Source organism: Rhizobium sp. LEGMi-198b (genome assembly GCF_054114205.1).
Genome location: NZ_JBSYVH010000013.1, coordinates 19659 through 35935, shown reverse-complemented (window position 1 = coordinate 35935; position 16277 = coordinate 19659). Strand labels below are relative to the sequence as shown.

4 protein-coding genes are annotated in these 16277 nt (G+C 60.8%); 2 read left to right on the top strand and 2 right to left on the bottom strand.

Translation table 11 applies throughout. The annotated features are described in order from the left end of the window. Window positions 1–223: 223 nt before the first annotated feature. On the top strand, window positions 224–14734 hold the full coding sequence (locus ACXHXG_RS30875) for a T1SS-143 repeat domain-containing protein (protein ID WP_457901756.1): 14511 nt from the start codon (window positions 224–226) through the stop codon (window positions 14732–14734). A 228-nt stretch (window positions 14735–14962) separates the two neighbouring features. On the opposite strand, the gene ACXHXG_RS30870 is transcribed toward ACXHXG_RS30875, so the two are convergent. Further along, window positions 14963–15268 (bottom strand): hypothetical protein, encoded by a 306-nt coding sequence (locus ACXHXG_RS30870; RefSeq protein ID WP_283052427.1) that lies wholly within the window; start codon window positions 15266–15268, stop codon window positions 14963–14965. A gap of 83 nt (window positions 15269–15351) precedes the next feature. After that, the gene (locus ACXHXG_RS30865) at window positions 15352–15729 is read right to left on the bottom strand and encodes a winged helix-turn-helix transcriptional regulator (RefSeq protein WP_104827487.1); all 378 of its coding nucleotides are present in this window, start codon (window positions 15727–15729) and stop codon (window positions 15352–15354) included. A 122-nt stretch (window positions 15730–15851) separates the two neighbouring features. Between ACXHXG_RS30865 and ACXHXG_RS30860 the strand changes: the two genes are divergently transcribed. Beyond that, entirely contained in the window at window positions 15852–16229 is a 378-nt protein-coding gene (locus ACXHXG_RS30860) for a YybH family protein (RefSeq protein WP_285170339.1), read from the top strand. Window positions 16230–16277 lie beyond the last annotated feature (48 nt).

Sequence of the window (16277 nt, the reverse complement as noted above, 5' to 3'; positions counted from 1 at the left end):
CGAACGCAGGCTGCGACAGCCTATGGCGGCGCATTTGCACACAGCGGCTGACGGAAAGTCAAGCGGTATACTTAAGGAGTTGTTTGGTTGTTGAGTTAACCATGGGTAAATATATCTGCGGTCGTGCATAACCGGCTATATCTGTGAGGTTAACGAAGTATTGCAATTACCCCGCTCTCGTAATTGATTGCCGTCAAATTACGAGACACCGGGAGTTAGACTTATGGAAGATTCGCGCATTTCGACGGTAGACCACGAAGCGGTTTCGAACGATCTCGTATCGGGCGACCGGAACGAAGGCCTTGCAGCCGACATCAATGCGTCTCGGCCGTTGTCGCAGAATGCTGATGTCGCCGCGTTTGAGGTGGCACAGGCCGCCGAGCAGCAGGCGAACGGCAAGACCGAGCGCCTTGCCGCCAACGAGCCGCAAAGCACCGACACCCATCAGCCGATCCAAATCGTGCCGGACAATGGCAACATCGTCCACCTGCCGGCGAACACCTCGATCGACGACATTCACGTCGAGGGGCGCAACCTCGTTCTCATCCAGGCCGACGGCACGCGCATCGTCATCATCAACGGTGCGCTGCACGTCCCGACCTTCCTGATCGGCGAAGTCACGCTGCCACAGCAGGCCGTTGTCGCTGCACTACAGCAGCAGGGCATCAACGTCGCTGAAGGTCCCGACGGTTCGGTTCATGCTGGCAATAACACGGATTCCGGCCACCAGTTCACCGACAACCAGGCCCCGAATGCCCGCACGCCGCTGAACCTGATTGGTCTCCTCGGTCCTGGCGACATAGGTGGCAACGGTAACGGCGGCAATCTGTCTGGCACCCAGACTCGCGTTCCCTTTATCCTTCAGCAGGCGACCGAAACAGCTTCGCTGATCGAACGCGGCAGCAGCACTGGCGCCTTCCTCACGACAAGCAGCACCGGTCGCTTCGGCTTCGGCGGCAATAATGCCTCGATCACCACTGTCACGCTGGTCGGCGAGGCAGAAATCACCAGCAGCGGTACGCAGCAGCTATCGGGCCTGACCTCCGGCGGCGTTCCCGTTGTCGTCACCCAGAGCGGCCAGACCGTCACCGGCGTCGCCAATGGCGTCACTGTCTTCACGCTGGTATTCAACGCCTCGACTGGCGCGTACACCTTCACCCAGCTCGCTGCCCTCGACCATCCCCGCGGCGCCAATTCCGCGAGCGATGTGCTTGAACTTCAATTTCGGTATACGGTCTCCGACACGAGCGGCCATACGGTTTCGGCTGTCGCAACCGTCGATATCACGGACAGCGTGCCGGTTGCGGCCGTTGGTACGGCGGGTTCGGTTACCGAAGCGGCTCTGTCTGCTGGTAATGCAGCCCTGACCCATGACACCGGCGCCGCGACGGCCACTGGTTCACTTAACATCTCCTGGGGCGCTGACGGCGGCAACACCGACAAGGGCGGCCTCGGCGATCGCTCGGTCGCTTTCACCAATGCCACGGTTTCGGCGACGGGTGAGGACAATGGCGCGCTGAGCTCGCATGGTCTGGCCGTTCATACGGCGCTGCTGGCTGATGGCACGCTGGTCGGCTACACCGGTGAGACCGCTCCGACGGCAACCTCCGCAACCAACGTCGTCTTCTATGCTACGGTCTCGGATACCGACAACGGTCACTACAACTTCACGCTGGTGCAGTCGCTCGATGATGCGAAGGGTTCGGACGCCATCACGCTGACCTTCGGCTATACGGCAACCGATTCCGACGGCGATACCGCCGCAAACACCTTCACCATCACCGTCGCTGACGACAAGCCCGTCGCCTCCACCGGCGATGCAGGCTCCGTTATCGAAGGCGCGCTGGCGAGCGGCAACGAAAACCCGCATGTCGAAACCGATGCCATCACCACCGGATCGCTCAACATCTCCTGGGGTGCTGACAACGCCAACACGAACAACGGCGGCGCCGGCGACCGGTCGGTTGCCTTCACCGATGCCACGGTCACGACACAGGGCCAGGACGGCGAAGCGCTGAGCTCGCACGGTCTTGCCGTTCATACGGTGCTCTTGGCTGACGGCACGCTGGTCGGCTACACCGGCGAGACTGCTCCAACGGCCGTGATGAATGGCGAGGGCGGGGTTGGCTCGAACATCGTCTTCTATGCGACGGTCTCGGACACTGACAACGGCCACTACAACTTCACCCTGGTGCAGTCGCTCGACGATGCCAAGGGTTCGGACGCCATCACCCTGACCTTCGGCTACACGGCAACCGATTCCGATGGCGATACCGCCACGAACACCTTCACCATCACCGTTGCTGACGATAAGCCTGTCGCTGCGACCGGCGATGCAGGCTCCGTTATCGAAGGCGCGCTGGCGAGCGGCAACGAAAACCCGCATGTCGAAACCGATGCCATCACCACCGGATCGCTCAACATCTCCTGGGGTGCTGACAACGCCAACACGAACAACGGCGGCGCCGGCGACCGGTCTGTTGCCTTCACCGATGCCACGGTCACGACACAGGGCCAGGACGGCGAAGCGCTGAGCTCGCATGGTCTTGCCGTTCATACGGCGCTCTTGGCCGATGGCACGCTGGTCGGCTATACCGGCGAGGCCGCTCCGACGGCGGTCATGGATGCCAAGGGAGCGGTCGGCTCGAACATCGTCTTCTACGCGACGGTCTCGGACACCGACAACGGCCACTATAACTTCACCCTGGTGCAGTCGCTCGATGACGCCAAGGGTTCGGACGCCATCACGCTGACCTTCGGCTATACGGCAACCGATTCCGACGGCGACACCGCCACGAACAGCTTCACCATCACCGTCGCCGACGACAAGCCCGTCGCCTCCACCGGCGATGCAGGCTCGGTTACAGAAGGCGCGCTGGCGAGCGGCAACGAAAACCCGCATGTCGAAACCGATGCCATCACCACCGGCTCGCTCAACATCTCCTGGGGTGCTGACAACGCCAACACGAACAACGGCGGCGCCGGCGACCGGTCGGTTGCCTTCACCGATGCCACGGTCACGACACAGGGCCAGGACGGCGAAGCGCTGAGCTCGCATGGTCTGGCCGTTCATACGGCGCTCTTGGCCGATGGCACGCTGGTTGGCTATACCGGTGAGGCCGCTCCGACGGCGGTCATGGATGCCAAGGGCGCGGTCGGCTCGAACATCGTCTTCTATGCGACGGTCTCGGACACCGACAACGGCCACTACAACTTCACGCTGGTGCAGTCGCTTGATGATGCGAAGGGCTCGGACGCGATCACGCTGACCTTCGGCTACACGGCAACCGATTCCGATGGCGACACCGCCACGAACACCTTCACCATCACCGTTGCCGATGACAAGCCTGTCGCTGCGACTGGCGATGCAGGCTCGGTCACTGAAGGCGCGCTGGCGAGCGGCAACGAGAACCCGCATGTCGAGACCGATGCCATCACCACCGGCTCGCTCAACATCTCCTGGGGTGCCGACAACGCCAACACCAACAACGGTGGCGCCGGCGACCGGTCTGTCGCCTTCACCGATGCCTCGGTCACGACACAGGGCCAGGATGGCGAGGCACTGAGCTCGCATGGTCTTGCGGTTCATACGGCGATTTTGGCCGATGGCACGCTGGTCGGCTACACCGGCGAGACTGCTCCGACGGCAACCTCCGCATCCAACGTCGTCTTCTACGCGACGGTCTCGGACACCGACAACGGCCACTACAACTTCACGCTGGTGCAGTCGCTCGACGACGCCAAGGGTTCGGACGCCATCACGCTGACCTTCGGCTATACGGCAACCGATTCCGACGGCGACACCGCCACGAACAGCTTCACCATCACCGTCGCCGACGACAAGCCTATTGCTCAGACGATTGACAACACTGTTTCGCCGCTGAATGACGATGCTCAGATCGGCGGAAACCTGGATGCCAACGACGCCAACGCGCATAGCGTCTCGGGCGCTGCCGGCGCCCTATTCAGCGCTGGCGCCGACGGTTCTGCAAGCGTCTCGATCGATCAGTCCAGCCTTCCGGCTCTGAAGACGATCTATGTCGACGCCAACGGGTTCGCACAGCAGGAAGACGTTACCTGGGGCAAGCCGACGGTTTCTGGCGGTGCGACGACCTGGGTTGCTTCCAGCGCCAATCACGAGACCGTCGCCACGCTGACCATCAATGCCGATGGCTCCTACACCTTCAGCACCAGTGCGCCGCTCGTCCACCCGACCTCCGGCACGACGGAAGAAAGCTTGTCGCTGACCTTCACCTTCACGGTGACCGATGGCGACAACGATACGTCGACCGGATCGCTGACCTTGCATGTTACGGATGACGTGCCGCTTGCAAGCACCGTCACCGTGACCAGCGTGGCGCTGAACGACGACGCGCTGAAAGGCGGAAATCCCGACACGGTCGGCGTAACCGACACCGACACCGTCAGTGGCGCGAGCGGCACGCTCTTTACGGGCGGTGCGGATGGCGTTCATCAGGTGACGCTCGGAGCGACGACGGATTTCAGCACCATCTATACAGGCAAGGACGGCTTTGCCCATGTCGAGTCGGTCGTTTGGGGCAGCCCGACGACGGCGGCGGGCGGCGAGACGATCTGGATCGCGACGGGCAAGGACAGCGGCCAGACGGTCGCGACGCTGACAATCGGCGCCGACGGTTCCTACAGCTTCACGCTCAGCGCGCCGGTCGCTCACACGGCAAGCCCGACCGTGGAAAATACGCAGGATCTGACCTTCAATTTCACCGTCACCGACGGTGACAGCGATACAGCCAGTGGCTCGCTGACGGTCACCGTCAAGGACGATGCCCCGATCGCCTATAAGGTTGATGCCACCTCCACGCCGCTTAACGACGACGCGCAGTCACATGGCAACCTGGATGGCGCCGCCGACGCGAAGACGATCAATGGCGACGCAGGGGCGCTGTTCTCCGCCGGTGCCGATGGCGTCAAGGGTGTATCGATGGACAGCCTGCCGACGCTGAAGGCGATCTACCTCGACAGCCACGGCATCGGCCATCAGGAAGCGGTGTCCTGGACGTCGTCTGCGGCGAACGGTGTGACCACCTGGACGGCAACCGGTGCCTCCAGCCATGCCACCGTTGCGGTTCTGACCATTGGTTCGGACGGTTCCTACAGCTTCACTGCGGATGCGCCGCTTGTTCATTCGACGTCGTCGACGACCGAAGACAGCCTGACGCTGAATTTCGGATTTACTGTCACGGATGGCGACGGCGATACAACGAAGGGCTCGCTGGCGATTGCCATCACGGACGACGTCCCGGTTGCCTCCGGCACGACCGTTGCGGTCAGGGCCAACGAGGGCGACATTTACAATCTCCTGTCGCATGGCAACAGCCCGCTCGATGGCACGCATGACGGATCGTCCTCGCAGCCCGCTCTATTCGGTTTCGGCTTTGCGGCCACGGTATCCGGCTCCGTTGCTTCCACCGTCTCCTTCGGTGCCGATGGCGCAGCGCTCGGCGGCGGCTTCAGCTTCACCGCCAATGCGGCGTCGACGCTTACCGCTCTGCATCTGACTTCGGGTGGCGAAGCGCTCTCCTATGCCGTCGTCAACAACGTGATCATCGGCTATGTCGATAATGACCATCACAGTGGCTACAATCCGCTCCTCGACCGCCCGGTCCTGTCATTGTCGCTGTCTGGCAACGGCAGCTTCACCTTGCAGCAGTACGATCAGCTCGACAACGTCGCTGGTCCCGGCAACGACCTGCGCTCAGGCAATAGCTCGATCTCGGCCATCGACTTCGGTTCCGTCATCCAGGCGACCGACGGCGACGGCGACAGCGTGACGCTGACCGGCGCTTTGAAAGTCACGATCGTCGACGACGCGCCGAAGGTCGATCTTGCCCTCACTGGCTCGATCACGATCGACGAGAGCGGCAGCGGCGACAACGACGTCAACGCCAGCAATGCGGTCAAGAGCCTGTTTGCGGGCATCACCGGCGGCAACGATCCCGATATGTCGACGGTCTACGCTCAGCACAACGTCGTCTCGCCGGCGGTCTCGATGGGTGCCGACGATGCGTCGGGTACGACGAGCAGCCTGACGCTTCATATCGACAATGCCGACTCTGGCTTGCAGACGACTGCTGGTCAGGCGATCACGCTCTCGCAGCTCGCCAACGGCACGGTTGTCGGCAAGATCGCCGACGGCGAGATCGCCTTTGCGATCCGCCTCGACAACAGCGGCAAAGTCAGTATCGCCCAGTACATGTCGCTCGCCAACCCGAACACCTCGAAGTCGGACGGCGATACGGTCGATCTCACCGGCAAGCTCTCGGCGGTGCTGAGCGCGACCGATAGCGATGGCGATATCGTCGCCAAATCAGTTTCCATCGGCAGCAGCATTCGTTTCGATGATGACGGCCCGTCGATCGGCGGTGCCGTAGCGACGAAGACACTTGCCGAGCATGACCTTCTGACGAATTCGGGTTCGCTGTCGCCTTCAGGCATCAGCACTGGCGCAGTTGCGCTCAATCTCGCCTTCGGCGCTGACGGCCCGGCCGCCCATGCTGCTACCTTCGTAGCTGGTTCGAACGGCAGCTATTTCACCGCGAGCTACAGCAATAATCAGACGCTTGATGCGACTAAGCTCAGCTCCGGCGGCCATGCGCTATCCTACTCGCTCAGCGGCGACGGCATGACGCTCATCGCCTACACCGGCAGCAATGCCGCCGACCAGTCGAGCTGGGTCTTCAAGGTTGTCCTGTCCCAGGACAACAGCCACGCCAACGGCGCCTACAACTTCACGCTTTACAAGTCGCTCGACGACGTCAACGGTCAAACCAACCTCTCGGATATCAAGCTGACCTTCCAGGTTGCCGGACATGACGGCGACGGCGACACCACGAGCGGCACGCAGAGCTTCTCGGTCGATTTGATCGACGATGTGCCGACGCTGGTTGATCATGCCTCGGTTTCCGCGACCGTCTCGGAGACGGCGATCAATGCTCCTTTGGTGACGACGGGATCTTACACCGTCGATTTCGACACGGTGAATCCTGCGGCTGCCAAACTGACGGTCAGCGAGGGCAGCGTCAGCGACGGCCATGTGGAATCGTCGTCCAAGGGGGGCGATATCGTGCTCGTATCCAACACGGGGACGACCTTTGTCCTCGCCCAGATGGATATAGGTGTGTTTGACCACAAAGGCGCGTCGTCCAAGACCGTCACCATCATCGGCACCGATGCCAATGGCAACACCTATTCGGTGACGACTACCGGTACGACCTTCTCGGCCGCCGGCACGGCGCTTGAAGGCAAGCAACTGACATCGCTCGAGATCGATCCGCATGACAACTCGCTGACAGTCACGGTCGACAACATCCATGTCACCGACACGACCACGACGCCCACAAGCAATCCTGCTGAGACAACGCTAGATCTGACCTCGCTCGTTCACGCCAGCGCCGACAGCCCGTTGACCTGGTCGGTGAACACGGTTGCCGCTGGAACGTCTTCCGGTAACCTGACGGGCGGTACCGGGCTGACTTACAACGGCACGGCCATCACGCTCGCCAGCACAGATGGACACACGATCACCGGCTCGGCCGGAGGCGTCACGGTCTTCACGTTGACTGTCGATCCTGCGAGCGGCCACGCCACATTCGACCTTTACCATGCGATCGACGGCGGCAAAACGCTGCCGCTCGACTTCTCGAAATACGTTACGGCGACGGATTTCGACGGCGATGCTGTCACCCTGGGCAGCGGCTCCGTCACCATCGTCGTGCAGTCGGCCACGGACAGCCTTCCGACAATCAATTCGGCCGGCCTGGTATCAAGCGTCAGCGAAAGCGGCTTGCCGGGTGGTACGGGGGCGGCTGGCGTCGCCAACGTCCATTCCGGTAGCATTGCAATCACTGCAGGCGATGCACCTTCGACGGTGACAATCGCAGGCCATACGTTCAACGTCGGCGCCACAATCACCAATGGCGATACCAATGCCACCATTCATGGTGCCTACGGAACGCTGCACATCCTCAGCGTCACTACGACGGCCATCAACTATACCTATACGCTGACCAGCACCACGAGCGGGGCGAGCAACCACGACGCCTTCTCCGTCACAGTCAGCGACGCGCTGATTGACGGTGAAAGCCAGACTGCAACCCTGACCTTCAACATTACCGATGATAAGCCGATAGCAAGCACCATTCTGGTCGGATCGATGCATGAGAACGACAGCAGCGCGACCTTCGCACTGGCTTCCGGAACCATCGCCTTCGGCGCCGACGGAGCGGCCCAGAGCGGGGCAATCCATGTCGACAGCGTCAGCGCCAACGGGGATCTCGCCGGGTCGACGCTGAGCACGTCCATGGTCACGATTGACGCCGGTCATGTGACCGTTGCGCCGGGCAGCGCACTGGATGCCCTGCCGCTTGGCCACTCTTCGATACTCTCGATCGGTTATACCGTCACCGACGGCGACGGCAGCAAAACCAGCGGCACCTTCACCATCAGGGTCGACGGCGTCAACCATGCGCCGACCACGGCGGACGGAAGCGTCTCCACCGGCGAACATGCGGCCTACTATTTCTCGTCGAAGGATTTCGCCTTCAGCGATAGCATCGACGGCAACACCCTGAAATCCGTCACCATCACCAGCCTTCCGACGGGTGGGACGCTTTATCTTGGCGGGACAGCCGTCACGGTCGGCGAGCACATCGCAGAGAGCGCGCTGACAACACTTCACTTCACGCCTTCGTCAGACTTTGCAGGCGCGACCGAAACCGCGAACTTCGGCTTCACGGTGCAGGACAACGGCGGCACGGCCAATAGCGGCGCGGATACGTCAACCGCCCATACGATGACAGTTACCGTGACTGCCGTTGACGATGGCACGGCGACGGTCTCGATTGCCGATCAGACGACGCATACCGGCAATGCGGTCGTCGCAGGCGATACGCTGAACGCGGCGATCGCAACAGACGACCCGGATCACGGGCAGTCCGGTCTGACCTATGCGTGGAGCTGGGCCGATGATCAGTCCCATACGGTTCTCGGAACCGCATCGTCCTACACGGTGACGAGCGCCGATGTCGGGCATTCGTTGATCCTGACGGTGAGCTATACGGATGGCCAGGGCTTCAGCGATGTCGCGACGCAGACGACGTCTGCTGTCATCGCTCCGACGGTCTTCACTCCGACGATCGATGCAACGCCACTGTCGGAGGCCAATCTTTCGGGCGGCTCCAACCCGCAGCCTTCTGAACTGACAGCCACGGGCAGCATTGCTCTGGGTACCCTGGATAATCCGCACATCACCAGCGTCGCGGGTGCCGACGGCACGCCGGTAAGCGTCGATCAAACGGCTCCGGACAGCCAGACGACGACGATCCACGGTTCCTACGGTGATCTCGTAATCGACGCGAACGGCGCATATACCTACACGCTGACGCATGCGGGCTCGAACCCATCGGGAGATACGGATCAGTTCACCTATACGGTGACGGACATGAACGGCAAAACGGCTCAGGAAACCCTGACGTTCAATATCGCCGACGACGCGCCGACGCTGACCGGTACAGGGATTTCCGCAACCGTCTCCGACAATGGTGTGGTGACGGCCGCCGAACACTCCGCAACGACGACGGCGGAACTGACCTCACTGGTTAACTCTGGTGCCGACAGCCCGTTGACCTGGTCGGCGAACGCCGTCGCAGCCGGTACCTCCTCCAGCACTCTGACAGGCGGCACCGAGTTGACGTACAACGGTGCGGCTATCACGCTCGACAGCACGGATGGGCATACGATCACCGGCTCGGCGGGAGGCGTCACGGTCTTCACTTTGACCGTCGACAGCAGCGGCCACGCCACGTTCGTGCTTGACCAGACGATCGACGGTGCCAAGGACCAGACGCTCGACTTCTCGCAATACCTGAAGGCCACGGATTCCGACGGTGACTCCGTGACGTTGGGCACAGGCGCCTTCACCATTGCTGTGGACCACGTCAATCACCCGGCGGAGATCGTCGGTGCCGATAGCGGCGCCGTCACGGAAGACCTGAACGTTTCCGCCGACGGCTATCTGCAGGCAAGCGGTACGTTGACGATCGACGATGCGGATCGGGGCGAAAGCAAAATCCAGGCGGCGACCATAAACGCTGACGGCACGCATCTTGGTACGCTGACGATCGGTGAGGACGGTAGCTGGACCTACAAGGTCGATAACAGCCTGTCAGCCGTGCAGAATCTGGGTGTGAACCAGAGCACGACCGACAAGTTCACGGTCTCCTCGGTTGACGGAACGACCCATGACATCGTCGTGACGATCAACGGCACGAACGATCCAGCTGTGATCAGCGGTGACGTTGCCAAAAGCGTGACGGAAGACGGCGGTGTCAACAATGGGACGGCTGGGGTAGCGACGGCGAGCGGAGTGCTTTCGGCGACGGACGTCGACAGCGATCCTTCGTTTACCGCGCAAAGCGATGTGGCGACAAACTACGGTCACTTCACGATCGGTGCTGACGGTCAGTGGAACTATACGCTCGACAACAGCAACGCGTCCGTGCAGGCACTCAACAGCACCGGCAGCAATACGACGCTGCACGACCTGATCACAGTAACGACGGCGGACGGCACGCAGCAGCAGATCGATATCACGATCAACGGTGCGAACGACGCTGCGGTGATCACTGGTGATGTTGCCAAGAGCGTCACGGAAGACGGTGGTGTCAACAACGGGACGGCTGGAGTGCCGACGGCGAACGGAGTGCTTTCCGCGACGGACGTCGACAGCGATCATTCGTTTACCGCGCAAAGCAATGTGGCGACGAGCTACGGTCACTTCACGATCGGTGCTGACGGGCAGTGGAACTACACGCTCGACAACAGCAATAATGCCGTGCAGGCACTCAACAGCACCGGCAGCAACACGACACTGCATGACCTGATCACAGTAACGACGGCGGACGGCACGCAGCAGCAGATCGATATCACGATCAACGGAGCGAACGACGCGCCGACCTTTACTGGCGATACCGGGAACATTCTGGAGGGCAGTACTGCCGCTATCAGCGGCAAGATCACCGTCTCCGACGTGGACGCGAACCAAAGCTCCTTCACGACCGTCTCCTCAAACTCAATCGCCGGTGCACACGGGACGTTTACCTTTACCAATGATGGCTCAGCCACGGGAGCGTGGACCTACACGCTGAACAACAATGACGCGGCGGTTCAAGCACTGACCGGCGGCGCAAAGCTGACCGACACATTGACTGTCACCTCGGCCGACGGAACGCCACATGACATCGCCGTAACGATCACTGGCGTGGATAGCGCGCCGGTTTTTGGCACCGGGACGACGACGGGAGCGGTAACGGAGGATGCGTCCTACGCCGCAGGTTCCGAACTGATAACGAATGGCAGTTTCGAGACTGAGACCGTGGGCGGCAGCTATAGTCTTCCGACCGGCTGGTCAACTACAGGGAATGTCGGCGGTGAGTATGGTACCGCTCGAACTGGTAGCTACTCCGCGATCCTCAATAGCAATGGCGACAACGGGACCAACTCACTGTATCAGTCAGTATCGACGGTGGTTGGGCAAACGTATCAGCTCACTTTCTACATGAAGGATTTCTCTACTCTTACGAACTCGTTAACTCCTGCAATTTTTGATGTTACAACGGGGTCTCAAACACAAGCTATCAACTACACATATTATTCCGGAGTTGGTCCGTACACGCAGTATACGGTTACGTTTGTCGCTACGGGTGCGAATACAGTCATCAAGTTCTGGTCGCCGAACCAGCCATATGGTGCGTTCTACGTTGATGACGTGTCCGTGAAAGCGGTAAGCACAGGAACGCCGGGTGTTGAAACGGCCTCGGGAGCGATCGCGTTCACGGATGCCCATGCCGGGTATACCCATACGGTGACCTACGCGACCCCGGCGGGTAGCAGCTATTACGGTACGTTCGCCGCCAGCGTCGACAACACCACCAATAAGGTAAACTGGACATACAGCGTCAACGACAGCGCCATCCAGTCGCTCAGCGCCACGGACCATATCATCCAGACCTACACGCTGACGCTCAGCGACGGTCATGGGGGAACGGTGACGAAGGACGTTACCGTGACAGTCAATGGCGTCAACGACACAGCCTCGATCTCGGGCTCGGCGACCGGTTCGGTCACCGAGGACGGCGAGTTGACGGCGAACGGTGTGCTGACGGTTGCCGACGTCGACCACGGCGAGAACCATTTCCAGGCGCCGTCATCACTGGCGGGCACGTATGGTACATTCACCTTCGACGCGACAAGCGGTGCTTGGGGCTATACGCTCAACAACTCCGCCGCGAATGTGCAGGCATTGACCGGGGGGCAGACGGTTACGGACAAGCTGACTGTGACGTCCGTAGACGGGACGGACTCACAGGATATCGTTGTGACGATCACTGGCGCGAACGAGGCGCCGGTATTGGATCTAAATGGCAGTTCGACGAGCGGCGTTGATACATCTGTCAGTTACACAAAGTCGAGCAGTGCCGTTATTTTGGCGCCGAGCGCCATTGTCACAGACACTGACTCGTCTAATTTCAACGGCGGAAGTCTTGTCGTTACGTCGTCCGGTTCCTCAGACAAGGTCAGCATCAAGAATCAAGGAACGTCGACTGGTCAAATCGGCATTACCGGTACGAACAGTGGGAACGTCACCTACGGCAACAAGACAATCGGCACGTACTCGATCAATGGTGCAACATTGACGGTTACATTCACCTCAACGAACGCTACGCAAGCTGCGGTAACGGCGTTGCTAAAGGATATTCAATTCAGTTCGACATCGAGTACCGCAGGTAACAGGACCGTTACTTTCACCGTCAACGATGGCGATGGTGGAACATCTTCCGCTGCACATGTAACCGTCAACTATACGAACATGCCCGCCGGCATCTCCGGCGAAGCCATCAACCTCGCACTTGCAGATCCGTCACATCACATCGGCGCGGTCACGTTGACCGTTGCTGGCCTTCCCGCCGGCTGGGTGCTCAGCGAAGGCACGCATAATGCCGATGGCACCTGGTCCGTGGTGACGAACGATCCGTCGTCGCTGACGGTCACCTCGCCCGATGGCGTCACCGGCGCACTGGTTCTTCAGGTCACCGAGACCTGGATCAATGCCGATGGCTCGACCGGCACGGCCTATGTGTCCGACAACATCGAAGCCTATGCCAAGGGCGCGCCGATTTTCGCCTGGTCGGGCGACGATACGCTCACCGCATCGAGCGGCAACGACACGCTGGTCTTTGCGAACACCATCGGCACCGACGTCGTGCACAACTTCGATACGGCGCATGATAAGATCGATCTGGTCGGCTTTGCGGGCTTCTCAAGCTTTGCGGACGTTCAGGCCCATCTGTCGAGCGACGCGTCGGGCAATGCCGTCATCACGCTCGGCGATGGCGAGACCATTACCTTGGCAGGCGTCAGCGCCGCGGCTCTTACGGCAGACGACTTCCTCTTCAACGAGACCGTGGTGACGCACAATACCGGCGACATGGTGCTTAGCGACGGTGCGCTGATGCCATTCAGCGGCACGCTCGACAACACCGGCAGCATCCATCTCTCTTCGACCGGCAGCGAAACGGCCTTCGAAATCGTGCAGCACGGCCTCACGCTGACCGGCGGCGGCACGGTGACGCTGTCCGACGATGCGGCCAACGTCATCTTCGGCAGCGGTGACGCCGTCACGCTGACCAACGTTGACAATACCATCTCCGGTGCAGGCCAACTTGGCGACGGTCACCTGACGCTGGTCAACGAAGGCACGATCATTGCCGACGGCAGCCACGCGCTCGTCATCGACACCGGTGTCAACGCTGTGAGCAACACCGGCACGCTGGAGGCGACCGGGACCGGCGGCCTCGACATACACAGCAGCGTCATCAATGATGGCGTGTTGTGGGCGAATGGCGGCAACATTAATCTCGAGAGCAATGTCAGCGGCAGCGGCACGGCGCTGTTGTCGGGCCACGCTGGCCTCGAAATCGGCGGCTCGTTCAGCCAGGCGATTACGTTGAGCACGGATGCCCAGGCTACGATCACCATCGACCACGCGGCCGCCTTCACCGGCACGATCGCCGGCCTCGACGGCAATGACACGCTGCGGTTCGGCGACATCTCCGCCGCGACCGCCAGCTTCTCCTATGCGGAAAACGCGGCGAAAACTGGTGGTGTGCTGACCGTCACCGATGGTACCCACACCGCCAGCATCGGTCTCACCGGCGACTACTCGGCCGGCGACTTCTCGCTCGGCCACGACGGCGACTATGCCGAGATCGACTTCGGCCACCTCTACGGCACCGACGGCAACGACACGCTGACGAGCGGTGGCGGTTACACCATGACCGGCGGCGCCGGGGCGGATACTTTCGTGCTCGATGCCCAGGCTCTGCACAATCTCAACATGGCTGACGTCATCACCGACTTCAGCCCGAAGGGAGAGGGCGATAAGTTGGATGTTTCGAACCTGCTGAACGCGCTGGTCGGCGAACATCCGGGCATGACCGAGGCAAGTGCTGTCGCGTCGATGACGGCAGCGGTCGACACCGCAACCAATTCGACGAAGATCAGCATCAACACCGGCTCGGAAACCCATGTGGTCGCCACGTTGCAGAACTACGCGCCGACGGGCCACGATGCCGTCCACGTGCTGTTCAACAACCACGAAGAGCAGCTTGCAACGCATACGCAAACCGCCGGCGCCTGAGGCCCTTCCGTCGGCATAGAAATCTTGAAGCGGCGCGTCTCGTCTCGGACGCGCCGCTTTTCATGGAGGCCACTACGATGGCACAGCGATGTGTCGATCGGGAAGTGTCGCCTTAACGGTCGGTACCGATCGGAATGATGCCGCGCGGGCGAAGGATGGTTGTGGATAGCTCAACCGGATTTGCCACCTGCCGTGTATCGAAACTTCGCCACATGGCGGCGCGAGGTCTTAAATCCCTGACCCATCGAGCTGCTCAACGTCGTCGCCTTCCCAGGGCGAGGGCATCGAGGTGCGCTGGAGATTGGCCGAGGGCATCGGCATCCAGCACTTCAATTCCGGCTCGGCATATTCAACGATGCGGCCGGGCGAGGAATCAGAGGCGCGCCAGCCTTCTGCACCGAACTGATCGCCATTCGACCAATATGCGAGATCAACTTCTGCGGCCCCCTGTTCGGACGGGCGGATCGTGACGAGGATCCGGCTGCCGTCTTTCGGTGCGCTTGCCATGTGGCGCCAGCGGTCTGGCTCATCCATCTTTTTCCTCCTGCCTTGCTGCCGGCTGCAAGTGTCGCCTCGCCATCGAAAACGGTCAACCCAAACTTTGCACGAGCCATCCTCTATCGATTGATCGTCCGTGCCTCCGCATCTGCGTGTCGTGCCTGCTCTATAAGGGGCTTCACATGGTCTTCAGCCCATAGCGCCAGTTCACGCAGGACCGGGACCAAGGTTTGGCCGAAGGGCGTGATCGAATATTCGACTTTGGGCGGCACCTGCGGATAAATCGTGCGCGTGATGATGTGATCGGCCTCAAGCTCGCGCAACTGCGTCGTGAGCATCCGCTGCGTCAGTCCCGGCAGCAGGCGTCCGAGTTCACCGAATCGTTTCGGCCCGTCCAGGACATGAAAAATCAGAATGGCCTTCCATTTGCCGCCAATGATGTCGAGTGCTGCTTCGACCGGGCAGTTGGCATAGACCTGATGACGTTGCTTGCGCATGATGTTCCACAATTTGGCGATTTGGGACAGTAGCTGCGCTATTTGTGCGTACTGTCCAAGGACACGGAAATCCTATTAATGGACGGCTCTCCCGCAACCGGGAAAAATTTAAAGGAGAGCAGATGTCACAGTCTCATGCCGTCGTCGAGTTGGAAAAAGCCGCAATGGCGCGGTGGTGCAATGGGGATCCCGATGGGTTCCTTGAACTGTCATCCCGCAATGTCACCTATTTCGATCCCTTCATTCCACGCCGCATCGACGGGCTCGATAATCTGCGCGCCCACTATGATACCATTCGAGGCAAGATATTTGCCTCGCGGTACGAATTCCTCGATGTGCGCGTAGAGGCGGTCGGCGACGTTGCGATTTTGACCTATCATTTCCACTCGTGGGCCGGCACGGAGGGGGCGATGCGCTGGAACTGCACGGAGGTCTTCCGGCACGAGCCGCAGGGGTGGAAAATCATTCAGACGCATTGGTCGTTTCAGGGAACGCAATGAGCCTATAGGCAGGATGCAAAACGGGCCGGGATGACCGGCCCGTTCACA